Origin of the sequence: Paenimyroides baculatum, assembly GCF_008629655.1 — a bacterium.
GTDB classification, from domain to species: domain Bacteria; phylum Bacteroidota; class Bacteroidia; order Flavobacteriales; family Flavobacteriaceae; genus Flavobacterium; species Flavobacterium baculatum.
Genome location: NZ_VWSG01000008.1, coordinates 26004 through 48864 on the forward strand (window position 1 = coordinate 26004; position 22861 = coordinate 48864).

A 22861-nucleotide genomic window follows, 5' to 3' on the forward strand; every position below is an offset into this window, starting at 1 on the left:
TAATTATTGTACTTGTAAACCAATTTCGGTAATGCCGTTTAAAACTGCATCGCCTTTTACTTCATTTACTTTTCGCATGGCATGTTCTACTTCAATTTTATAAACACCCTGCTTTTTAAACACTACTTTTTTTCGCCAGATAAGCTTGTGTTCCTTAACATCGGTAAAACCGGTCCCCAACATGGTTCCGTCGGCATTTGCCATTTGATACTGCAATGTATCAACCGTTGCAACGCCTTCGGGCGGAAACATCTTCACAATTAAAAACAGGTTGCTGTACGGATAATCGCTTTTTGTACGAATATTTATGTACGCATCGTGCTTTGTTATGGTATCTAACGATTCAAAATCAAAAACAGTAGGTTCGCTTTTTTTCCAACCGTCTGGCAATGATTTGTATTCGTTAAAAAAATCGGTCGTAGTACAAGCTGTAAATGCCATTACTGTTGATAAGGCAACAAATTTAAAGAGATTTCTTTTATTGTTTGTTATCATTTGGTTTACTGTTTGGGTTGTTTCCGTTGTTTTTATTAGGTCGTTTAAAATTCTTTTTACGTGCCTGATTTTTACTGGCACCTTCTTCGTTTGATTTTATAGGTGCGTTATTTTGAACAGCCGGTTTTGGCTTTTCGGTTTGATTATTTGGATTGTTCTGATTATTCTGAACTTTTGGCTGATTGTTTCTCGGCGGACGATTTTGCTGCTTTGATTGTTGAGCTTGCGGTGGTCTTGAAGCATTTTCGTTTGAACGTGGTGCTCTTTTAACATCGGTTGCAACAGTTGCAGCAGGTTTTTCTACCGTATTGCCTACAGGCTTTTTCTTGTTACGCGGAGCGTGCTTTTTACGTTTAGGTTCATCGAAACGCGACAAACTATCTTCAGTAGTTGCTACACTTTGAACAGATGCATTGTTTTCTTCTTCTACAACGTAATCTTCAATGTTTTCTATAACCTGTCCCTGCTTGTTTAAGGCAAGAATTTCTTTAACCTGCGGAACTTCGATTTTATACCAATTTGCTCCGTTAGACGGGTATGCAAACCACATAACTTGTTTGAAAATATCAATTTTCTGACAATATGCCTCTCCGTTTTTAGTTTGCAGTTTGGTTTCACTATCTGGCATTCCTTTTAAGGCATCCAAATAGGTATCCAACTCGTAATTTAAACAACATTTTAATTTACCGCACTGACCCGCCAATTTTTGCGGATTTAACGATAACTGCTGATAACGCGCCGCCGAAGTATTTACGCTTCTAAAATCGGTTAGCCAGGTAGAACAGCACAATTCGCGACCACATGATCCGATACCGCCCAAACGAGCAGCTTCCTGACGGAAACCTACCTGTTTCATTTCGATACGGGTGTTGAATGTACGTGCAAATTCTTTAATCAACTGACGGAAATCTACACGATCGTTCGCCGTATAATAAAAGGTTGCTTTAGATGCATCGCCTTGAAATTCGATGTCGGAAATCTTCATTTCCAGCTTTAATTCAATAGCAATTTCACGAGCACGAACTTTCATTGGTTCTTCACGCTTGCGGGCATCGCTCCAAATATCAATATCTTTCTGCGTTGCTTTTCTGTATATTTTTAGGGTATCGCCATACGGATCTACCTTTTTTTTCTTCATTTGCACCTTAACCAGCTCGCCGGCTAAAGTTACTACTCCGATATCATGCCCCGGACTTGCCTCGGTTGCTACCACATCGCCCATTTGCAATGCCAGTTTATCGATATTTTTATAAAAGTCTTTTCTACCGTTTTTAAAACGAACTTCAACTACATCAAAAGGTTCAAACCCCGAAGGATAGTGCATATTCGACAACCAATCGAACACACTTAACTTATTGCAACTGTCGGTTCCACAAGAACCTTTGCTACCACAACCTTTTGGAATGCCAGAATCGTTTGTTTTAGTAGAACAATTTGTACATGCCATATATATTGAACAGCCTGCGCTGTTTATATTAATTAATAAAAAATTTGTGTAAAGATACTATATTTTCGTTGCGCATAATAACGTGTTAACGTTTTATAGCATTTTACAAAAATCTAATATAAGTAAAAAATTAAAATTGGCATAGGTTTTAATTTACAGTCGTATTCAAATTTTCTACAAACTAAAAAAAGCTGCCAAAAGGCAGCTTTTTTTTATTGTTTCTCTTTAATCAAATAAATATAAACAGGGAAGTGATCGCTAAATCCTGGTTCGCCGCTTAATTGGTTTCGCAGCGGATAACCTTTATACTGACCTGATTTCTGCACTAAAAACGGTTTGTTAAAAATGCCTACTTTCCAATAGCGGAAGCTTGAATAATCTTTACTTAAAAGTGGTTCTGTGAAAATAATCTGATCGAAAATATCCCAGGCATCGCGGTACGCAATTGTTCCGTGACCTTCTTTATACAACTGGTACATTGGGTTAAAAATTCCGCCTTTTTTTACATCGTCTTTTTTCCCTTTTGCTTCTAAAACATCTTTTACCGATTTATTATAAGGTCCGTCGTTTAAATCGCCCATTGTAAAAACCTTTGCATTTGGGTTGATATTATATAACGAATCGATGATTTTTTTGTTCAATGCTGCCGCAGCCTCACGGTTTGGACTACTTTTTTTCTCGCCACCCGAACGCGATGGCCAGTGGTTTACTATAAAGTGCATTTCTTCACCATCTAACAAACCGGTAACCAGTAACTGATCACGGGTGTAAACGCGTTTACCCTTCCCGTTGTTGCTTTCTTTATATTTAGTATCGGTTGGATCATAAATATATAAAGGAATATTTTTTGAGCTTGTTGGCTTAAAATGTTTAGTTTGATAGAAAAGAGCCACATCAATACCACGACGATCCGGAGAATCAAAATGAACAATTCCGTAATTAGCTTTTTTAAGTTTTGGCATATTTACCAGATCTTCCAACACCTTACGGTTTTCAATTTCGCTAACCCCTAAAATTGTCGGCATATTTGGGTTGTCATCTGTACCAATTTCGGCAATTACTCGACTTAAATTTTCTAATTTTTGCTGATATTTTTTCCCATCCCAGTTTCTTTCGCCTTTCGGTGTCCATTCTTCATCATAAATTTTCTCATCGCGAATGGTATCAAACAAGTTTTCAACATTGTAAAAAGCAACAGTATGCACCGCATAAGATTTCTGCTGAGATTGTGCAAACGCTGTACCTGCAAAGAATGCCAGTATTGATAATAGTTTAATTTTCATGCCCATTATTAAGTTATTATAAAGTTTTTGATAATCCTGAGGGCAAAATTAGTTAATATTTATAAAATAACTACCTTTGCACCATGTTAAGTTTAGTTTAAACTTACAAAACTTTAAACAGCTTATTTTTAGGTTTTTATGAAAAAATTACTACTTAGTACTTTGCTAGTGCTATTTACCGTTACAGCTTGGGCACAAAGCACAGCGTTACGCGGAGTTGTTGTTGATGCAAAAACACAGCAACCTCTATTCAATGTAACGGCAAATTTATCCAACACAAATTTATCGGCTACTACAAACCAGCAAGGTGAATTTGAAATTGCAAACCCTACTTCGGGCAATCAGGTGCTTTACATCAACTTTACAGGTTATGTTCAAAAAAGATTTACTTTGGATATAACTACCGAAGCGGATATTGATTTAGGCACCATTTATTTGGAAGAAGATTTAACTTCTGAACAACAATTAAGTTTAATTACCCTTACCGAAAATGATTTGGGAGATGACAACTCGGGATCTGAAACTACATCTGGATTGTTACAGGCATCACGTGACCCATTCCGTCAGGCGGCAGCTTTTAACTGGGGTCAAGCCCGATTCAGAATTAGAGGGTTAGACAATGAGTATGGAAATATCTTTATAAACGGTATTTCTATGAACAAAATTTTCGATGGTCGTCCGCAGTTTTCTAACTGGGGTGGATTAAACGATGCTACACGTAACCAAGAGTTCATAAATGGTTCTATACCGAACGATTATACTTTTGGCGGTATTTTAGGTATTCAGGCAATTAACACCCGTGCATCTTTTATGCGTACCGGAACACGTGTTTCACTTTCTGGTGCTAACACCAATTACAGTGGTCGTGGAATGATTACTTACGGTTCGGGAATGAACAAAAACGGATGGGCTTATGCTGGATCTGCTTCATACCGTATGGCTAAAGACGGTTTCTTTGACGGAACAGATTACGATGCAAAATCGTTTTTCTTGGCTGTTGAAAAGAAAATTAACAGCAACCACAGCTTAAACTTGTCTGCTATTTATGCACAAAACAGTCGTGGTAAAAACGGACCTAACACACAAGAAGTTGTAGATTTAAAAGGTTACAAGTACAACTCATATTGGGGTTGGCAAGATGGTAAAAAACGTAATTCACGTGATAAAGACGTAGAAGAACCAATTTTTATATTGAGCCACTATTGGGATATCAGCGAAAAATCGACTTTAAACACGAATGTATCGTATCAGTTTGGTAAGATTTCAAACAGTCGTTTAGAAACAAACGGAGCAAACAATCCTGATCCTACTTACTACAAAAATTTACCGAGTTATTATTTGAATTTCCATAATACAGATGGATCAACACCAATTTGGACTCCTGATTTTAAGAATGCAGAACGCAACAGAGAAGATTTCTTGGCTAATTCGCAAATTAACTGGGATCGTTTATACCTTCAAAATGCAAATAAAGGCTATGCAGTAAACGCTTTGTATGCCGATGTTATGCAAGACAACCAATTAACAGCGAACACGTTGTTTAATACACAAATTTCTAATGTAGTTGGATTTAATGCAGGTTTAACATACCGCAATTTACGTTCAGAAAGCTACCAGGAAATGCTTGATTTATTGGGTGGCGGATATTTAATTGATAACGATACATTCTTGAAAGAAGAATTTTCGGCATCTGATTTAAACAACCCAAACCGTAGAATTTACGAAGGCGACAAATATGGTTACAACTATATTATGCACGCAAATGTGGTTGATTTATTCACACAGTTTCAATTCAACTTTGGTAAATTCGATTTCTATTTAGGTCAAAATGCATCTTACACAGAATACCAACGTGAAGGATTGTACAAAAATGCATTATACGCAGATTCATCTTTCGGAAAAGGTCAAAAAATATCATTCGAAAACTACGGTTTAAAAGGAGGAGCGACTTATAAATTAACAGGTCAGCATGTTTTCAACTTCAATGCAAGTTATTACACGCAGGCACCATCAATCCGTAACAGCTACTCTAACGTTCGTATAAGCGATGCAACAGTAAACGGATTAACCGATGAAAAAGTATTTGGTTCAGATATTAACTACATCATTCGTACGCCTAAATTAAAAGGACGTGTTGGTGCTTATTTCAACGAAATTAAAGATGCTACAAGAACATCTTTCTTCTATGCCGATGGTATCGATATTGAAATGGACGATGAAACAAGCAGCGATTTCGTAGCAGAAATTACACGCGGAATTAGCAAACAAAGTATGGGTATTGAATTAGGTGCAGAATATCAGGCAACTAAAACAATAAAATTGACTGCTGCAGCAAACTATGGTCAGGCAATTTATTCAGACAATGCAGATGTTTATTTGAATGTTGATGGTCGTCGTGAAAACGGATTAAGCCCAATGGTAAACTACGGAACAAGTTATATTAAAAACTACCGTGTTGCAGGAACGCCACAGCAAGCTTATTCGTTAGGAATTGAATACCGCGACCCGAACTACTGGTGGATTGGTGCAAATGCGAACTTTTTAACTGATATTTATTTAGATATTTCGCCTTTGTTACGTACAAACAATTTCTTTAACGAACCAGGTCAGGGTGGCGCAGCTTTTAACGATGTTGATACAAACGTAGCACGCAATTTATTAAAACAAGAAAAGTTAGACGATATCTTCTTAGTAAACCTTCAAGGTGGAAAATCGTGGAGAATAAATGGTAAAACCTTTGGTTTCTTTGCATCGGTTAACAACGTTTTAGGTTTAGAATACAAAACGGGCGGTTTTGAACAAGCACGTAACGCTAACTACCGCGAATTATTAATGGATCACGCAAGCGGATCCCGCACATTTGGCCCTAAATATTTCTATGGTTTCGGCAGAACCTATTTCTTAAACTTATACATCAACTTTTAATTTAAAGTGATAATGAAAAAATTAAAATATATATTCCCGGTAGCTGTTTTAACTTTCGCAAGTATATTTACAGCTTGTTCACCAGAAGACGAACAGGATTTACCAACATACAGCCCAACAATTTATATAGAAGATTTCCAAAAAGTAATCGATGGTACTTTTAATGAATCACTTTTTACAAACGTTGCAGAAAGCGGAACTAAAAAATGGTTTTCAAATTCGTACCAAGGTAATGCGTATTACGAATTTTCGCCTTTTAACAGTAACGAAACCTTAAATGTAGCGTGGTTTGTAACCCCTGCAATTAATGTAGACACAGCAGTTAAAAAACGTTTAACTTTTCAAACAGCACAACACCACGTTGTAAATGTAGAAAAAAACTTTTTAGAAGTATTAATTTCTACAGATTTTACAGGTGATGTAAACACAGCAACATGGAAAAGTGTAACTTTTACCGGACCAAAAATTGGCAGCGGTTTTAATTACGATTTCTTTAATTCGGGTGCAGTAAGTTTACAAGAATACAGCGGAAATATTTACATTGCTTTTAAAGCAACAGGAGGAACAGCAAGTGCAAATGCAGGCGCGTACATGATAGATAATATTAAAGTATTTTAATTTTAAGATATGAAAGCAATAAAATATACGTTTGCAGCATTGGCATTGGTTGCAACATTAGTAACAACAAGTTGTGCAAACAACGACGATGTTTCTGCCCCAGAAATTAAATACCACCAAGCTACGGCAACAGTTACTTTAGAAGAATTATACGCTAAAGCGAACACCACTTTACAGCAATATACCGAAAATGATATTTTGGAGGCCTATGTATCATCAAGCGATGAAGGCGGAACGTTCTATAAATCGGTATCATTGCAAAATTTAGAAGGAACCAAAGGTTTTTCTATTTCGATTGATATGTACAACATCAGTAACGATATCGCTCCTGGTCGTAAAGTGTATATCTATTTAAAAGATATTTATTTTTCTATTGTACACGGTTCATTGGTTTTGGGCGATATCTATCAGGAAACAAGTGTAGGCAGAATGCGTCCGCAAGATTTCTACAAAAAAGTATTTGCTTCGAGCGTTTCAGTTCCTGAAGCAGATTTAGTAAAAACCATTACGTTGGCTGATCTTAAAAACGACAACTACATTAACACGTTGGTTGAAATTGAAAAAGTGCAGTTTGATGACAGTGCTGTTGGTAAAACCTATTACGATCCAAACAATGTTTTGGGTGGAGCAACAAACCACAACCTTATTGATCCTACGGGAACAATGATTTTCAGAACAAGTGAATTTGCTAAATTTGCAAGCAAAGTAGTATCAGAAAGTAACGGTAAAGTACGCGGAGTTCTTACAAAATTCAACAGTGATTACCAATTCATGGCACGTACTTTTAACGACATTCAGTTAACCGATGCACGTATTAGACCGGTAACTATCATTGGTGGTACAAACATGACTTTTACACCAACCGTAAACGAAAACTTCGAGTCTTTTGAAGTAGCTGCAACAGCAAGTGCTTTCCCTCAATATGGTAACGATTATACTTTTGGTGGAAGATATTGGGCAGTTAAAACTTTCCAAAACAATAAATACATTCAGTTAACAGCATTTGGAAACAGTGCCGAAACTACAAAAAGTTACTTTATTGTACCGGTACAGTTTAACGGAAACAACAGCATGTCTTTTGACACGAAAGATGGATATTACACAGGAAACGTATTAAACGTTTATTATGTACCTGCTGCTAATTACAGCTATGGCGATTATATTAACACAGCTAATTTTACAAACATTACCTCGCAATTTACTTATTCTACAGGTACTGCAAGTGGTTATGCACCTAACTTTACGCCAAGTGGTAACTACCAGTTCCCAAGCACGGTTACAGGTAACGGATACATTGTATTTGAATATTCAGGTTCAAAAACAGTAACATCAACTATACAAATAGACAACGTTAAATTTCAATAGAAATTAATTCGAATATTTTAAACGCCTTCTTCATCAGAAGGCGTTTTTTTGTACAATTCAACATCGCTTTTTTGTATCTTTAAAAACAAATATTTGCGTACTCTTTTATGCTAGCAGCCGTAGAAACATCACATCATTTATATCCGTTAATTTCCGATTTAGGTTTGATCTTAATGACTGCCGGAGTCGCCGTTTTAATCTTTAAAAAGATAAAACAGCCTTTGGTTTTAGGCTATTTAATCGCTGGTTTTTTGGCAGGTCCGCATTTTCCGTTATTTCCCACCGTTCAAGATATGGGAAACGTGGAAGTTTGGGCAGAAATAGGAGTAATCTTTCTACTTTTTAGTTTAGGACTCGAATTCAGTTTTAAAAAACTCGTTAAAGTGGGTGGATCCGCCAGTATGACCGCCGCTGTTCAAATCATCACCATGATTATTGTGGGTTTCACAACCGGAAAATTGCTCGGTTGGAATTTCATCGACAGTATTTTTTTAGGTGCTATTCTTTCCATGTCATCCACAACCATTATTCTGCGGGCATTTGATGAATTGGGTGTTAAAACCCAGAAATTTGCCGGTGTGGTTTTCGGAACGCTGATTGTAGAAGATATCGTTGCTATTTTATTGATGGTTTTACTGTCAACAATAGCCGTGTCGCAGCAGTTTTCGGGCGTTGAACTAATGGAATCGATCTTTAAATTGGCATTCTTTTTAATACTTTGGTTTTTGGCAGGAATCTTTTTAATTCCTACGCTGCTTAAAAGAACCAAAAATTTGCTAAATGAAGAAACTACTTTAATTGTTTCGCTGGCATTGTGTTTAATGATGGTTATTTTGGCAACCGCTGCAGGTTTTTCTCCGGCGTTGGGTGCTTTCATTATGGGATCGATCATAGCAGAAACAACCAAAGCAGAACAGATCGAACACTTAGTGAAGCCTGTAAAAGATTTATTTGGTGCGGTTTTCTTTGTATCGGTTGGTATGCTTATTAATTTAGATACACTTCAAGAATATGCTTTTCCAGTACTTATAATTACCATTGTTACCATTTTCGGAAAAACAATTGCTACTACAATGGGTGCGTTACTTTCTGGTCAGCCTTTAAAACAGTCGGTTCAGGCAGGAATGAGTTTGGCTCAAATCGGGGAATTTTCGTTTATCATTGCCACGTTGGGTATGACATTGGGCGTAACAAGCGGTTTCCTCTATCCTATTGTAGTTGCAGTTTCGGCAATTACCACTTTTACCACTCCGTTTTTCATCAAAAATTCCTTAAAAGCATACAATCAATTAAAAATTATCCTGCCAAAAAAATGGGAAGATAAGTTAGACAATTATTCGTCGGCAACACAAACCATTGATAAAACAAATCACTGGAAAAAATATATTTCCGACGTTGCATCCCACATCGTCATTCATTCGGTAATCATTGCAGGTATTGTCTTCGTAAGCATTTACTATTTAATTCCACTGTCAAGCGGCGCATTTACCTATTATCTGTACATATTTTTAACCGTTGTGGCGTTTTTGCCATTCTTGTATGCATTGGCGTTACAAAGAGTTGCCATTAAGTCGTTAAATCAGTTAAAAAGCGACAGTAAAAATATTACACCACTTATTTTAATTGCATTGTTTAGAATTTTACTGTGTATTGTCATTGTTTTTATAATGATAAACGAACTAATCAATCCGTTGACTGGCGTGATTGTATTGGCAGTTTTAATTGCGTTTGCGGTTTTATTTCCCAAGAGGATTCAGATTATGTATGGAAAGATCCAACATCAGTTTATAGAGAATTTTAATGACCGCGAAAGATCCGAAGCCATTAGAAACAAAAGCGATTTAACGCCTTGGGACGGACACATGACTACTTTTGAAATTCCGCAGGAATCGCTGATTGCCGGTAAAACGTTGAATGAACTAAAAGTACGTGAAGAATTGGGTGTAAATATCGCCATTATTAAACGTGGCGATCTGGTTATTAATATTCCGGATAAAGACGAAAAAATTTTCCCGAAAGATATTGTGTACGTGATTGGAACCGACGAACAGGTAAAAGATTTTGAACTTTTTGTTGATAAATCGTTGGTAGGATCTGTTGATTACCATACCGAAATTGTGCTGAAAGGTTTTGAACTGACCAATGAAGCGTTGAACGGAATATCGATTCGTGAAAGTAAAATCCGTGAAAACAGCAACAGTATTATTGCCGGAATAGAACGCAATGGCGAGCGCATTTTAAATCCGCAGCCTACATTTACCTTACAAAAAGGCGATATTTTATGGCTTGTGGGCGATAAAAAGAAAATTACCGCTTTATTTTCAAAATAAATTATGACGATAGAAATTGCAAAACCCGAACATTTAAACAGCATTATGCAGGTTATTGACGATGCCCGCAACATTATGCGTGCCAACGGCAACCTTACCCAATGGATTAACGGATATCCGTCGGCAGAAGTTATTCTTAACGACATCAATCAAAACATAGGATACATTTGTTGGAACGATACCGAAATTGTGGGTTATTTCTCGTTTTTAAAAGGCGATAATCCGGAACCGACTTACAACGTCATCGACAACGGAAAATGGCTGAATAACGAACCTTACGGCGTAATTCACAGACTGGCAGCAAACGGAAAAGCTAAAGGTGTAGCCAAAGCTTGTTTTGATTATTGTTTTACGCAGATTAACAACATTCGGGTTGATACCAACAACAATAACCTGCCTATGCAGAACTTCTTTAAAAAGTACGGTTTTACGTATTGCGGCGTTATTTATGTTACTGATGGTTCACCAAGAGATGCTTTTCAGATAGTGTTATAATTATTTTTCAACTTCATAATAACCAATATAAATAGGTTCTGGTTCTTCCAAAATGAACACTTTATTTAAAGGAAGTTCCTCCTTTTTAATTTCAAAAATGCCGTCATAATATTCTCTAAAACGTCCTACATAAAATTCGTTTCTGCGTCCATTCAGATGTAAATAAATAGTATCCGATATTTTTGACTTCGGGATTTCGATTTTAAATTGACCTGATGGGTTTACAATAACACTATGATAGTAATTATCTGTATAAATGGTGACGTTAACATTATCTAGAATATCGTGTCGTTTATAATCAACTACAATACCTCTAACTACATATTTCAATGTATCGCTGAAAAAATGATTGGTTTGGAATAGTTCTTCATAAAAAGCAATAGATTTTTGTGGTTGCTTCTGTACAGAACACGACACTACCAAACCAGCGACCAACAATCCATAAAAAGCATTAGAAATTTGCTTGTAATTAAAGTGATTTGAAGAAACCCATAAAGGTCGGTTTAATTGAGACTGTTTAAACTTCATACATTTTGGTCGGTCTTTTTGACTAACCAACTTACGTAATTGATTATCTGAAAGATTTGTTGCATCAAAAACCTTTTCACTGCAAAGCAAACACATTTGTTCTCTGTTAGAAATAAATTCCGAACTCCATTCTTGTTTTCCACAAGGTTTAGGAATAGTTATTTTTATTGATTTTTTCATAAGTTCATGTAATTTTAATCTCCAATTCCAAAAATGCATAATGGATAGCGTAAAGAATTAAATATAGCTCAATTTCTTCATCAGTTATAAAATTTAAAAAAGAAAAACTTAATTGATCAAAATACGATTTCCAAAAAGAATTTTTTAAAGAACTTCCTATTAACTCATTATCTCTATAAAATTCAATTTTGTAAGAAAATGAAAAAGGCTGCTTTATATAATATATATGTTCATTATATATCCAATAAAAACTATTCTTCTTTTGAACAAATTCATACAAAAGTGAAAAATTATTCTCTAAAAATACAATTTTGTTAAACCCGAAACCATGCTTTATGTAGAAAAACAACTGAACCTTACCAAAAGCATCTATTATTTGGTATTTCTCTCTAACAAACCATTTTCTTATAACGTTTGTTTCAAATAAAAATTGATTGTTTAGATAAAACTCCCCGTATTTGTAAAGTACAATTGTTTCCATAAAAAAAACCTTTATCAATAAAGATAAAGGTTTTTTTATATTAAACGGAAAGCATTCTATCCCATATATAAGCAAATTGAGTAATAATGCAAAATACGAGCATAACTTCCAATAAATACTTAAAAAGAATTAGTTGATTACGTTCTTTACTTAAATTCATTGCGTCAAAAAATCTAGTAATTACCATACCTATACACAAAAATAATATCATAAAAATATCATTCATTTTAAATACTTCAAGTATTAAACCTAATGCTAATAAGCTTAATGCGAGAGCAGACAACAAAATTTCAGCCTTTTTAGGAAAAACTGTTAATGGCTTTAATCTTGTATACATAAAGTAATCTAGTATAAAAGCAAAAATTAATAATATTGCGAAACCTATCATTTTAAACTATTTTCTATTTTTTATCATCTTTATAAACAATTACAACAGCTATGATTATTAAAGATATTGAAAATCCAATCAAAAATATCCTTTCATTTTTAAGTCTTCTCATTCCAGCATTTACAACATTCTCATCAATGTTCTTTACAATACCATGTAATTGAACTTCATATTTTTGTTTTATGTATGTGTTGAGATAAGCAAAAAAAATTAAGACTAAAATAATTAAAACAATGAAAGGGAAGAGTCTTTTAAATTTATTATAGCTTTTCATCTTCTGTAATTTTAAAAAATTAAAAACCTTTATCGTAATTGATAAAGGTTTTTAAAATATGTTTTAAAAAAACGTATTAATTATTCAATGCTTCGGCACCACCAACGATTTCTAAGATTTCGTTTGTAATAGCAGCCTGACGTGCTTTGTTATACGTTAATTTTAACTGATCCCGTAAATCTTTTGCATTATCGGTTGCTTTGTGCATAGCCGTCATACGTGCGCCGTGTTCAGCCGCGTTAGAATCTAAAACTGCTTTGTACAACTGCGTTTTCAATGACGCCGGAATTAAATTTAAAATGATTTCTTCTTTAGAAGGCTCATAAATATAATCTACCGTTACGTTTGATTCTGTTTCAATTGGCTTTAAAGGTAAAAACTGCTCTGTTTGTACAATTTGTGTAGCTGCATTTTTAAACTGGTTATACACCAATTCTACTTTATCGTACGTACCTTCAATAAATGCATCCATAATCTGTTGTGCAACTGCTTCAACATTCACAAACGTTAAGGCATCGAACAAATCACTGCGGTTTGCAAAAACAGTTTCGGTTTTTCCAACCAAATCAAAACCTTTTTTACCAATTGTTAATACATCAACCTGCTTATCTGCGTAAGTTTTATCAATTAACGTACGCGTTGCTTTAATAACATTTGCATTAAAAGCACCACACAATCCGCGGTTTGATGTAACCACAACTAACAAAACCTTGTTTACTTCGCGTTGTTCAGCGTAAACACCAGCACCATCGCCTTCTAATGTTGAACTGATATTCTGAATTAATTCGGTTAATTTCTCTGCATACGGACGCATAGCTGTAATAGCATCTTGCGCCTTTTTTAATTTTGCAGCAGAAACCATCTTCATTGCAGATGTAATCTGCATGGTTGATGATACCGAGTTTATTCTGTTACGTATTTCTTTTAAGTTTGCCATTTTAATAGAATTAAGACAAAGAAATTAGATATTAGTATTGAGAACTTAGAAATCTAGATTCTCAATACTAACTACTCTATACTTTTATTAGTATTTAGACGATACTTCTTTTGCAACTTTTTCTAATGTAGCTGTAGCATCATCAGATAAGTTACCTGCTTTTAACGCATTTAAAGTATCGCGGTACGATAAGTTTAATACTTGTAAGAATTCTTTTTCAAATTCTTTTACTTTTTCTACAGGAACGTTACGCAACAAGTTTTTAGAACCTGCATAGATAATCGCAACCTGATCTTCTACAGAATACGGATCGTTTACCGCTTGTTTTAAGATTTCAACGTTACGACGACCTTTTTCGATTACGTTTAAAGTTACTGCATCTAAATCAGAACCAAATTTCGCGAAAGCTTCTAATTCACGGAATTGTGCTTGGTCTAATTTTAATGTACCTGCAACTTTTTTCATTGATTTAATTTGCGCGTTACCTCCAACACGAGATACCGAAATACCTACGTTAATTGCCGGACGTACACCTGCGTTAAATAAATCAGACTCCAAGAAAATCTGTCCGTCTGTAATCGAAATTACGTTTGTTGGGATATATGCAGAAACGTCACCAGCTTGTGTTTCGATAATTGGTAAAGCAGTTAACGAACCACCACCTTTAACGATTGGCTTTAACGATTCTGGTAAATCGTTCATGTTTTTTGCGATTTCATCGTCACCGATTACTTTTGCAGCACGCTCTAATAAACGAGAGTGAAGATAGAAAACGTCTCCAGGATAAGCCTCACGACCTGGTGGACGACGTAAAATCAAAGACATTTCACGGTAAGCTACCGCTTGTTTAGATAAATCATCATAAACGATTAATGCAGGACGACCTGTATCACGGAAATACTCACCAATTGCAGCACCTGCCATTGGAGCATATACCTGCATTGGAGCAGGATCTGATGCATTTGCAGCAACAATTACAGAATAAGCCATTGCGCCTTTTTCTTCTAATGTTTTTGCAATGTTTGCTACTGTAGATGCTTTTTGCCCAACAGCAACATATATACAGAATACTGGTTTACCAGCATCGTAAAATTCTTTTTGATTTAAAATGGTATCGATACAAACAGTAGTTTTACCTGTTTGACGGTCACCAATAACCAACTCACGTTGACCACGACCAACCGGGATCATTGCATCAATAGCTTTGATACCTGTCTGCATAGGCTCGGTTACCGGCTGACGGAATACAACACCAGGAGCTTTACGCTCGATTGGCATTTCGTATAAATCGCCAGTGATAGGTCCTTTACCATCGATTGGGTTACCTAAAGTATCAACCACACGTCCTAACATACCTTCACCTACTTTGATAGATGCGATACGACCTGTTCTTTTAACGATAGATCCTTCGCTTACACCTGTAGATGGGCCAAATAAAACAACACCAACGTTATCTTCTTCTAGGTTTTGAACCATTGCCTCTAAACCGCTCTCAAACTGAACCAACTCACCATACTGTGCGTTTGCCAATCCGTGAACACGTGCAATACCATCACCTATTGTTAAAACGGTACCAACTTCTTCTACAGATCCTTCTGCTGTAAAACCAGATAATTGTTTCTTTAATATTGCTGAAATCTCAGCAGGATTAATTGCTGCCATGCGTTTGACTATTTTATCACGTTAACCGTGTGTGATTTTAATTATTAAATTCTCTTTTTAATTGACTTAATTTGTTTGCAATTGATGCATTGTACTGCATATCGCCCAAACGAATGATAAAGCCGCCAATAATGTCTTTATTTACTTCGTTTACAATAGTAACTTCTTTTGTAGAAAGCTCTTTTACTTTTGCCAATACCTGCGCTTCTAATGCCGGTGTTAAAAGTGTAGCTGTTGTTACATAAGCAACTTCAACTCCTTTTAACTCGTCATACAATTTAGCGTATTGTGCTGTAATTGCTTCTAATATATCTAAACGCTTGTTTTGTAATAAAACCGAAAATAAGTTTTTAGTATCTGCGTTAGCCGAAGCAAAAATTTCGTTTAAGGCAGCTAATTTAGATTCTCCTTTAATTACCGGATTTTCTAAAAATAACTTTAACTCACTGCTTTGTGAAATAGCATCAGATATTGTTTTCATATCTGTACCAACCACTTCGGCATTTCCTTTTGCGTTAGACACGTCAAGAATTGCTTTAGCGTATCTTAAGGCTGCTCTTGTTCCCGTCATAACGTACTATTAATTTAATTTAATATCGTTTAATAATGATCCAACCAATTGCTCTTGCGCTTGCTTGTCTGCTAACTGACCTTTTAATAATTTTTCTGCGATATCGATTGATAATGTAGAAACCTGATTTTTAATATCAGCCATTGCAGCATTTTTCTCACTTTGGATAGATGCCTGTGCTTGTGCGATCATTTGTGCACCTGCAGTCTGAGCTTCTTCTTTAGCTTCTGCAATCATTTTGTCTTTCATTTCGCGTGCTTCTTTTAACATTGCATCGCGCTCTAAACGTGCTTCAGCCAATAATTTTTCGTTATCTGCTTTTAAGTTTGTTAACTCTCTTTTTGCGTTTTCTGCAGCTGCTAAAGCATCTGCAATTCCTTCTTCGCGAGCTTCTAAAGCGTTAACGATAGGTTTCCAAGCAAATTTTCCTAATAAGAAAATAATAACTACTAAGATGATTGCTTGCCAAAAGAATAAACCTAAACTAAAATCGTTGATTAACTTTTCCATTATATCTTAAATGTAACTTTTAATTTTTTACTGTAATTTTTTGTTTAATTAAACAATATCTGTAACCAACCGTTACAGATATTGTTTTTTTAATTAAGCTCCTAAGATTAAAGCACCGAATGCTAAACCTTCTAATAATGCACCAATGATGATCATTGCTGTTTGGATTTTTCCAGCAGCTTCTGGCTGACGTGCGATAGCGTCCATTGCAGAACCACCAATTTTACCTAAACCGATACCTGCTCCGATAACGATTAAACCAGCACCTACTAAATTTGGAATTGTCATGATAAATGATTTATATATAATTAAACAAAATTTTAATACTCTTTTATTTCTTTTCTATTAATGATGATCGTGTTCTTCAACAGCCGAACCAATAAACAATGATGATAACATTGTAAAGATGAATGCCTGTAAAAATGCTACCAACAATTCTAATACTGTTAAGAATAAGGTTAGCAAGAACGATACACCTACTGCACCCGGCGTTGTTAAAGTTTGTTTCATTACAAACGCAACTGCGATTAAACCCATTACTACAGAGTGACCTGCTGTGATATTTGCGAACAAACGAATTAATAACGAGAATGGTTTTGTGAACATACCTAAAACCTCAATTGGTGCTAAAACAATTTTCATTGGCCACGGCACACCCGGCATCCAGAAAATGTGTTTCCAGTAATCTGCGTTTCCGCTAAAGTTTACATATAAGAAAGTAAACAATGCCAAACAAACTGTAACCGAAATGTTTCCTGTAACGTTTAACCCAAGTGGCGTTAAACCTAATAAGTTTAATAAGAAGATTAAAAAGAAAACCGATAATAAATACGGCATGTACTTTTTATATTTTTTTTCACCAATATTTGGGCGAGCCATTTCATCGCGTACATAAATTACCAATGGTTCTAATGCACGTGCAATTCCTTTAGGTAAATTGTTTGGTGATGCTTTGTAAGTTTTTGCTAATGCTGTAAATCCTAAAAACAATAATACGGTAGCTAATAATAAACCTACAACATTTTTAGTAATTGAAATATCGAAAGGTTTTTCATTAGTTGGGTGATGATGCTCATCGTAAGAGATCGTACCCGCAACATCTGTTTTATAAACTTTACCGTGGTAATATTTATAATATTGTCCGCCGTTTTCTACAACTGTTCCTTTGTAAACAAAATCTTCTGTAGACATAAAAACTTTCAGACCGTTATCAACTAAAATAACTGGTAATCCAAAACCATAATGTCTGTGCTCTTCTGCATTTCCAAAAAACGAATAGTAATGATCATCCATTAAGTGATGCTGTGTGTAAGCCTTCACAAATTCTTTTGAACTTGGATCAACCTCAGCATGCGTATCATGTGAACCATGAGTTTCATGTGACGTTTCTGTAGTAGCAGCGTGCAAAGAATCATGCGCTGAAACAACTGGTGTTTCTGCATTTGAAACCAAAGGCATCAAAGCAAATAAAGCAGCTGTTAGTAAATGAAGTGATTTTTTAATAGTCACCATACCGGGATTAAATTTTTTATGTTTCAAAAATTTTGTGCAAAAATACATAATTTATCGTTTCCGAACAGAAGTATTTTAAACTTTTTTTATTTATTTATTTTATGATGAATGTGATTGATTTAAAACACGATACGTTACGTACACATCAAAAAACATAAACAAAAAGAAAACGGCTAAAAAATTATATTTAAAAAAATCATCTGCTGTACTGGTTTTCAACGCACTGCTAATGGCAAAATAATTAATTACCAGTTTTAACGTTAAGAATCCTAAAAACAAAAAACCTAAATTTTGAGGCATGCTTTTCCCAATACCTACCACAGCAAAAATTAATAATGCCGACAGCAGAAACTGCAACGCATAAATTTGCCAAAGCTGCATATAAGCGCTATCCCACAAAGGCAAGTGTTTGGTGATTGACTGTAACAAAAAGTGCAAACCGAAAGAAACCAGTGCCAAAATTGCCAACTGACCTATAAAAGCTAATGCTTTACCCATTTTTATTTAATTTATTAACCTGACTGATGACTTGATACATTGCCAGAAAAATTCCGAGCAAAGTTACACTTTTTGTTCCCCAATCGTCATATATTAAATACTTTTTATCTAACCAACCGCCAATCCTGAAAAACACATAAATTGTTGCACCCATTTGAAAAGGAATCGATGTAAATATCAACCACTTACTGGCAGCACTTGGTTTTTTGGGCAGCTTGTTATTTTCCGGCATCCTTAATATATTCTTCCCAGTTTTTCTTGATAAGCACCACACCGTAATCATCGGTACTTATTAAAACAGGATTCTGTTTAATGTTGTAATCCGATTCTAATTCCAGATACATTTGTGCCGATTTTGCAATATTACCCGATTTAACACCGTGCAGCACAAAGAAAATAGTGTTATCGTTATACATATCAGCACTAAAAATAAGTCCGGTATGTCGGCGGTCGTTTGCATATTGTTCCAACTTCAACTTCAAGGCACTACCTTCTTCTGTTAACGGATACGGAACTGCATAAACCATTTTTATGTTTTTAGATAAATCGCGTTTAAACGACAAGCCTTGTAATTTAGGCAGATCTTTCGCAATGATTCGTTCTGCTTCTTTTCCTTCTTTTGTTGTAGGATACGTTAATGCCACATATTCCAACGCTTCACGGTAATTGGTCAGTCCGCGTAGTTTACCAATCGTCATAGCTTTTAACAATTCGTATTTACTGATGATCCCATCGCCAATAACCGTTGGTATTTTTGTATCCAGTTCCTGCAACGTTTCATAAAAAGCACCATTTGCATACAAGCGGTAAATTTTATTGTAATCGTCAACAGGAGATCCATCTGTAGAAATTACAGCATTCGGATTCATTGCCACCTGCGTGTATCTTGAATTTGGGTGGTTTGTTTTTAAATCTTCCAACATTGCCTGTGCTTTTGTAGGATCGATCTTTAAATAAATTTTATATAAATGATATTTCGCGGGTTCGATTAAACCAACTTCCGGATTTATAGAAAGCAAGTGTTCTAATTTACCGGCTGCAACTTCATATTCTTCCAATCGATCGCTGTACAACAATCCTAACTGATAATACGCATTGTCGCGTTCTGTTTTAAGATTGGTTAATTCTGTTTGATCGGTTGGGATTTGTTTCAGATAGAAATCTACATTATATCTTGCAACCGCAGGATCGTTCGGATTTTCTTCTGTTGGAGTTCCCGCTGCTGTTTGACCTTCATTTTGCTGGGTATTTGCCGCAATTGTTGGTCCGCTGCTCGATGCTACAGATGACCAACGCCAATTGTCGGTTAACTGTCTGTTACCCCATTTTTTATTGAATTCGTTTTTACCTTGTTGAACAGTATTGGTGTTGTAAAAATAAAAGTTTGACGAAGTACCTGTGCTTGGTGTCATTCCCGGCATTTGCGGATTTGCTTGTTGCGATGCCACTTGTTGAGCTTTTGCATCGTCGGCTTTCAGTTTTTCGATCAGTTTTTCAATTTCCTGCTTGCGTTGCGTATCGTCTTTACCAACTAAATTAAGAATACTGTCATTTTTTCGAGCGATTTGCTCGTATCGAACAATATCAACCAAATTATTTCTTTTACGCTTTACCTGAACATACTCGCGCGACATCGGGTTCATGTAAACCATTGTAGAATCGTAATATTTTCCGGCAGTTTCGAATTGTTTTTTCTGATAGTAGATATTCGCCAACTTGTTGTAGTTGGATACTTTTACGTATTCATTTGCCTTGCCGACTTTTAAGGACATATTGTAATCTTTAATGGCTTTATCCTTTAAATCATAAGCTTCGTGCATTACACCTAACTGATGAAAGATAATATCTGAATACGCACGGTTTTCGCGATCATTCAACAACGATAAATATTGGCGTACGAACGCAGTAGTATCAACAGTAGCAATATCCTGATTGGCAAATTTTTCGGCATGCGCGTTAATAACCAATGCACGAGAAATTCTGCGGTTATAATCTATTACATCCTGGAAATTTTTAACCGCATCACTTTTCTGACCGGTTTTGCTGTTCAACTGTCCTAAAATGTAAGTATAGCGAGCTTTTTCGTCGGTATCGCTTGTTAGATCAATTGCCTGTTGTAAAGGAATTTTGGCAGAATCTAAATGTTCTAAATGAATGTAGCCCTGCGCTAAAGTGGCGTAAGCATCGGCCTTTGTCTGATTTTTCAAGGCAGCTTCGCTATCTCTGAAAATCTTTTTGATATTCTGTATCGCCAAGCCGTAATATTCTAATTTTAAATTGGTTTTCTCTTTCCAAACCAAGGCATCATAAAACAAATCACTGTCGGGATATTTTAAAATGATGTAATTGAAAGCTTCAACCGCAGGCACAAATCGCAAATCCTGATAACGCGCTTTACCCAAAAGCATATAAGCTTCGTCCATCTGCGGGTTATGTTCTTTTCCGGCAACATTTATAGAGTGTTTTTGAGCAGCTTTTACGGCTTTATCTTCCGCTCGTTGAAAATGTGGATTTTTTTCTGCAGAACCTGTAATAATCAGTGCTTTTTCATCTTTTTGGGCAGGTTCAACTGTAATAAGATTCGAAAAATCATCGACATATTTCTTTTTAAGTTCCATTACTCCACGGTCATACGCAACCGTACCGTTGTAAAGCACGTTGTATTTGGTGGTAGTAGCGTGGTATCTTTTATTGGCAAAACCTGCTTTTTCGGTAGAGCAAGCAATTGCTACCAAAAGAATAAATAAGACAGGAATATATTTAAAGGAAACAGTTTTCAATAGATTGATTTTTTACAATAACTAAAAAACACAGAATTTCGTATAAATAATTTAAAAAACTTAACGTTCTGTACTTTAATGTGTAAAAATAATAAAACAGAACTTATTTTCATTATAAAAAGAATTTAAAAAAAATCGCTCCAAAAAATGGAGCGATTTCTTCTTCATAGCAAATTTTTGCTAATCATTTTAATCTAACCAAAAACCAATTTATTTCTTTAAAATACTAAAAATATATCATCGAATGTACGAATTAAAATAACATTTCACAAACTTTAATATAATTTTTTAATAATTTATCTTAAAAAGCAATTAAAAAGTTTTAGATTACCTTTGTTCTTTAAATTTTTAGAATGAAAAAGGATATCGATTTTCCTAAATCGGAAAATGTTTTTTTGGCGGCTATACAGCAATGGAACGATGATTTTCAGGAAAACAGCTGGTTTGTTTATCTTGTAAATAATACCGATGAAACTTTAGAAATGGTCATGGCAGTATCTCGCGCTTACGGCACCATAAACAACGAACAGCGTGCAACTGGAACGTTTCGTCATGCTTTTAATGAAGTGGCTCCAAAAAGCATCACCAAACTTGAAATGTTAGAAAACAATGTTTTGCAATTGAATAACGAATTTGCTGTTTCGTACTTTTTAAACAACAAAATGTTCGACAAAACCTTTGTTTTTAAAACCAACACCATAAACGACAAATCTTTAAGCGATATTCCCACAACTGATTTACGAGGAGTTTTATTAAAATAAAAAAGCCAGATTTTAAAATCTGGCTTTTTTATTACATCATTGTATTAATACGAATACTTGCTTTAATTAAGGCTATAGCAGTAATGCTTTTAGTAAGAACATCTTTTGGTTGATGATGTCCGTTTTGACTTACCAACTTTACATACTCATCTCCTTTATCAGATTTTTGTACATATTTTACCGTAATATATTCTTCCCATTCATTTAACTGGATACTTAACAGATACATTTCTCCGAAAAAAACATCTTCAATAGCAACCTGCTTATACAATACAATATCACCGCTTTTTAGCAAAGGATACATACTGTCACCAGTAACAGATATTGCCCCGTCACATTTAGGAATATTTGGTATTTTAATAGTATCAAGCACCTTTCGGGGCGAATCACTATTAAAAAGATCTTTTAAACCCGCAGTAGCTTCAAAATCATATAAAGGAATTTCCTGCTCATCTACCTTTCCATCTTTGGTTTTTCTGTTATTAGATATAATATTTAGATTTTTTTCACTCTTAATCATCTCTCCCTTACCTGTAATTAACCAGTCTGGATTTATTTCTGGATAAACATTGTAAAACTTCTCTACTGTTTCTAAAGACAACCCGCTTACTTTATCTAAAGTACCATTAGATATTCCTGTTTCAACATAAAATTTATTCTTCGTAATTCCTTTATATTCAAGGAACTGAATAATTCTTTCTTTTTGAATTGAGATTTTTTTCATTATAAATTATTTTGTATAGATTTATATCTATATATTTGTATCATAAAAATGGAAATATTTCACAAATATATAAAATAAACTCAAACCATTTACAATG

23 protein-coding genes are annotated in these 22861 nt (G+C 35.1%); 6 read left to right on the top strand and 17 right to left on the bottom strand.

Going from position 1 to position 22861, the window contains the following annotated elements; all coding sequences use genetic code 11:
- Positions 1–3 precede the first annotated feature (3 nt).
- The 3 genes from F0460_RS11090 to F0460_RS11100 all read right to left on the bottom strand — a co-directional run bounded on the left by F0460_RS11090 (position 4) and on the right by F0460_RS11100 (position 3225).
- Positions 4–495, bottom strand: coding sequence for a gliding motility lipoprotein GldH (locus tag F0460_RS11090; RefSeq protein ID WP_150013207.1), 492 nt, complete (start codon positions 493–495; stop codon positions 4–6).
- Complete coding sequence (locus F0460_RS11095; protein WP_150013209.1) at positions 479–1942, bottom strand: PSP1 domain-containing protein; 1464 nt, start codon at positions 1940–1942, stop codon at positions 479–481. The genes F0460_RS11090 and F0460_RS11095 overlap by 17 nt, the downstream gene beginning before the upstream one ends.
- A 212-nt stretch (positions 1943–2154) precedes the next feature.
- Entirely contained in the window at positions 2155–3225 is a 1071-nt protein-coding gene (locus F0460_RS11100; protein WP_150013211.1) for an endonuclease/exonuclease/phosphatase family protein, read from the bottom strand.
- A 138-nt stretch (positions 3226–3363) separates the two neighbouring features.
- On the opposite strand from F0460_RS11100, the gene F0460_RS11105 reads away from it, so the two are divergent.
- From F0460_RS11105 to F0460_RS11125, 5 genes are all read left to right on the top strand, one after another.
- Positions 3364–6150: a TonB-dependent receptor gene (locus tag F0460_RS11105; protein ID WP_150013213.1), complete on the top strand. Its 2787-nt coding sequence runs from the start codon at positions 3364–3366 to the stop codon at positions 6148–6150.
- Positions 6151–6162: 12 nt separating this feature from the next.
- Entirely contained in the window at positions 6163–6768 is a 606-nt protein-coding gene (locus tag F0460_RS11110; RefSeq protein ID WP_150013216.1) for a hypothetical protein, read from the top strand.
- A gap of 9 nt (positions 6769–6777) precedes the next feature.
- Entirely contained in the window at positions 6778–8133 is a 1356-nt protein-coding gene (locus F0460_RS11115; RefSeq protein ID WP_150013218.1) for a DUF5689 domain-containing protein, read from the top strand.
- Positions 8134–8240: 107 nt separating this feature from the next.
- A complete protein-coding gene (locus F0460_RS11120; protein WP_150013220.1) occupies positions 8241–10463 on the top strand; it encodes a cation:proton antiporter domain-containing protein in 2223 nt (740 codons plus the stop codon).
- 3 nt (positions 10464–10466) lie between these two features.
- On the top strand, positions 10467–10958 hold the full coding sequence (locus tag F0460_RS11125) for a GNAT family N-acetyltransferase (RefSeq protein WP_223810804.1): 492 nt from the start codon (positions 10467–10469) through the stop codon (positions 10956–10958).
- Here F0460_RS11125 and F0460_RS11130 read toward each other — a convergent pair whose 3' ends face one another.
- The 13 genes from F0460_RS11130 to porW form a co-directional block, all read right to left on the bottom strand.
- Entirely contained in the window at positions 10959–11666 is a 708-nt protein-coding gene (locus F0460_RS11130) for a hypothetical protein (protein ID WP_150013224.1), read from the bottom strand. It lies immediately after the preceding gene.
- Between the two features lie 4 nt (positions 11667–11670).
- Complete coding sequence (locus F0460_RS11135; protein WP_150013226.1) at positions 11671–12147, bottom strand: hypothetical protein; 477 nt, start codon at positions 12145–12147, stop codon at positions 11671–11673.
- A 40-nt stretch (positions 12148–12187) separates the two neighbouring features.
- Positions 12188–12484 carry a hypothetical protein gene (locus F0460_RS11140; protein ID WP_150013228.1) on the bottom strand — a complete coding sequence of 99 codons (297 nt, stop codon included), beginning with the start codon at positions 12482–12484 and terminating at the stop codon, positions 12188–12190.
- 64 nt (positions 12485–12548) lie between these two features.
- Positions 12549–12809, bottom strand: coding sequence for a hypothetical protein (locus tag F0460_RS11145; protein WP_150013230.1), 261 nt, complete (start codon positions 12807–12809; stop codon positions 12549–12551).
- Positions 12810–12885: 76 nt separating this feature from the next.
- Positions 12886–13746 (bottom strand): ATP synthase F1 subunit gamma, encoded by an 861-nt coding sequence (gene atpG / locus F0460_RS11150; RefSeq protein ID WP_150013232.1) that lies wholly within the window; start codon positions 13744–13746, stop codon positions 12886–12888.
- An 87-nt stretch (positions 13747–13833) separates the two neighbouring features.
- Complete coding sequence (gene atpA / locus F0460_RS11155; protein WP_150013234.1) at positions 13834–15408, bottom strand: F0F1 ATP synthase subunit alpha; 1575 nt, start codon at positions 15406–15408, stop codon at positions 13834–13836.
- A gap of 37 nt (positions 15409–15445) precedes the next feature.
- Entirely contained in the window at positions 15446–15979 is a 534-nt protein-coding gene (gene atpH, locus F0460_RS11160) for an ATP synthase F1 subunit delta (protein ID WP_150013236.1), read from the bottom strand.
- Between the two features lie 9 nt (positions 15980–15988).
- A complete protein-coding gene (locus F0460_RS11165; protein WP_091520809.1) occupies positions 15989–16489 on the bottom strand; it encodes a F0F1 ATP synthase subunit B in 501 nt (166 codons plus the stop codon).
- Positions 16490–16582: 93 nt separating this feature from the next.
- Entirely contained in the window at positions 16583–16777 is a 195-nt protein-coding gene (locus F0460_RS11170; RefSeq protein WP_091520805.1) for an ATP synthase F0 subunit C, read from the bottom strand.
- A 57-nt stretch (positions 16778–16834) separates the two neighbouring features.
- Positions 16835–18001 carry a F0F1 ATP synthase subunit A gene (atpB, locus tag F0460_RS11175; protein WP_150013238.1) on the bottom strand — a complete coding sequence of 389 codons (1167 nt, stop codon included), beginning with the start codon at positions 17999–18001 and terminating at the stop codon, positions 16835–16837.
- Positions 18002–18100: 99 nt separating this feature from the next.
- Entirely contained in the window at positions 18101–18499 is a 399-nt protein-coding gene (locus tag F0460_RS11180) for a hypothetical protein (protein WP_150013240.1), read from the bottom strand.
- A complete protein-coding gene (locus F0460_RS11185; RefSeq protein WP_150013242.1) occupies positions 18492–18731 on the bottom strand; it encodes an AtpZ/AtpI family protein in 240 nt (79 codons plus the stop codon). The genes F0460_RS11180 and F0460_RS11185 overlap by 8 nt, the downstream gene beginning before the upstream one ends.
- Positions 18718–21279, bottom strand: a complete 2562-nt coding sequence (gene porW, locus F0460_RS11190) for a type IX secretion system periplasmic lipoprotein PorW/SprE (RefSeq protein WP_150013244.1) — start codon at positions 21277–21279, stop codon at positions 18718–18720. The genes F0460_RS11185 and porW overlap by 14 nt, the downstream gene beginning before the upstream one ends.
- Positions 21280–21632: 353 nt before the next feature.
- Here porW and F0460_RS11195 point away from each other — a divergent pair, with 353 nt between their 5' ends.
- Positions 21633–22040: a hypothetical protein gene (locus F0460_RS11195; RefSeq protein WP_150013246.1), complete on the top strand. Its 408-nt coding sequence runs from the start codon at positions 21633–21635 to the stop codon at positions 22038–22040.
- 31 nt (positions 22041–22071) lie between these two features.
- Here F0460_RS11195 and F0460_RS11200 read toward each other — a convergent pair whose 3' ends face one another.
- Positions 22072–22764, bottom strand: coding sequence for a S24 family peptidase (locus F0460_RS11200; RefSeq protein ID WP_190304140.1), 693 nt, complete (start codon positions 22762–22764; stop codon positions 22072–22074).
- Positions 22765–22861 lie beyond the last annotated feature (97 nt).

Excerpts from the sequence above, each read along its gene's own strand:
- F0460_RS11180 (WP_150013240.1), bottom strand. The coding sequence starts at position 18,499 with ATGGGTAAAGCATTAGCTTTTATAGGTCAGTTGGCAATTTTGGCACTG.
- F0460_RS11135 (WP_150013226.1), bottom strand. The coding sequence starts at position 12,147 with ATGGAAACAATTGTACTTTACAAATACGGGGAGTTTTATCTAAACAAT.
- F0460_RS11185 (WP_150013242.1), bottom strand. The coding sequence starts at position 18,731 with ATGCCGGAAAATAACAAGCTGCCCAAAAAACCAAGTGCTGCCAGTAAG.
- F0460_RS11200 (WP_190304140.1), bottom strand. The coding sequence starts at position 22,764 with ATGAAAAAAATCTCAATTCAAAAAGAAAGAATTATTCAGTTCCTTGAA.
- F0460_RS11110 (WP_150013216.1), top strand. The coding sequence starts at position 6,163 with ATGAAAAAATTAAAATATATATTCCCGGTAGCTGTTTTAACTTTCGCA.
- F0460_RS11165 (WP_091520809.1), bottom strand. The coding sequence starts at position 16,489 with ATGGAAAAGTTAATCAACGATTTTAGTTTAGGTTTATTCTTTTGGCAA.
- atpA (WP_150013234.1), bottom strand. The coding sequence starts at position 15,408 with ATGGCAGCAATTAATCCTGCTGAGATTTCAGCAATATTAAAGAAACAA.
- F0460_RS11100 (WP_150013211.1), bottom strand. The coding sequence starts at position 3,225 with ATGAAAATTAAACTATTATCAATACTGGCATTCTTTGCAGGTACAGCG.
- F0460_RS11105 (WP_150013213.1), top strand. The coding sequence starts at position 3,364 with ATGAAAAAATTACTACTTAGTACTTTGCTAGTGCTATTTACCGTTACA.
- F0460_RS11115 (WP_150013218.1), top strand. The coding sequence starts at position 6,778 with ATGAAAGCAATAAAATATACGTTTGCAGCATTGGCATTGGTTGCAACA.
- atpG (WP_150013232.1), bottom strand. The coding sequence starts at position 13,746 with ATGGCAAACTTAAAAGAAATACGTAACAGAATAAACTCGGTATCATCA.
- atpB (WP_150013238.1), bottom strand. The coding sequence starts at position 18,001 with ATGGTGACTATTAAAAAATCACTTCATTTACTAACAGCTGCTTTATTT.
- F0460_RS11170 (WP_091520805.1), bottom strand. The coding sequence starts at position 16,777 with ATGACAATTCCAAATTTAGTAGGTGCTGGTTTAATCGTTATCGGAGCA.
- F0460_RS11095 (WP_150013209.1), bottom strand. The coding sequence starts at position 1,942 with ATGGCATGTACAAATTGTTCTACTAAAACAAACGATTCTGGCATTCCA.
- F0460_RS11125 (WP_223810804.1), top strand. The coding sequence starts at position 10,467 with ATGACGATAGAAATTGCAAAACCCGAACATTTAAACAGCATTATGCAG.
- atpH (WP_150013236.1), bottom strand. The coding sequence starts at position 15,979 with ATGACGGGAACAAGAGCAGCCTTAAGATACGCTAAAGCAATTCTTGAC.
- F0460_RS11140 (WP_150013228.1), bottom strand. The coding sequence starts at position 12,484 with ATGTATACAAGATTAAAGCCATTAACAGTTTTTCCTAAAAAGGCTGAA.
- F0460_RS11120 (WP_150013220.1), top strand. The coding sequence starts at position 8,241 with ATGCTAGCAGCCGTAGAAACATCACATCATTTATATCCGTTAATTTCC.
- F0460_RS11090 (WP_150013207.1), bottom strand. The coding sequence starts at position 495 with ATGATAACAAACAATAAAAGAAATCTCTTTAAATTTGTTGCCTTATCA.
- F0460_RS11130 (WP_150013224.1), bottom strand. The coding sequence starts at position 11,666 with ATGAAAAAATCAATAAAAATAACTATTCCTAAACCTTGTGGAAAACAA.
- F0460_RS11195 (WP_150013246.1), top strand. The coding sequence starts at position 21,633 with ATGAAAAAGGATATCGATTTTCCTAAATCGGAAAATGTTTTTTTGGCG.
- F0460_RS11145 (WP_150013230.1), bottom strand. The coding sequence starts at position 12,809 with ATGAAAAGCTATAATAAATTTAAAAGACTCTTCCCTTTCATTGTTTTA.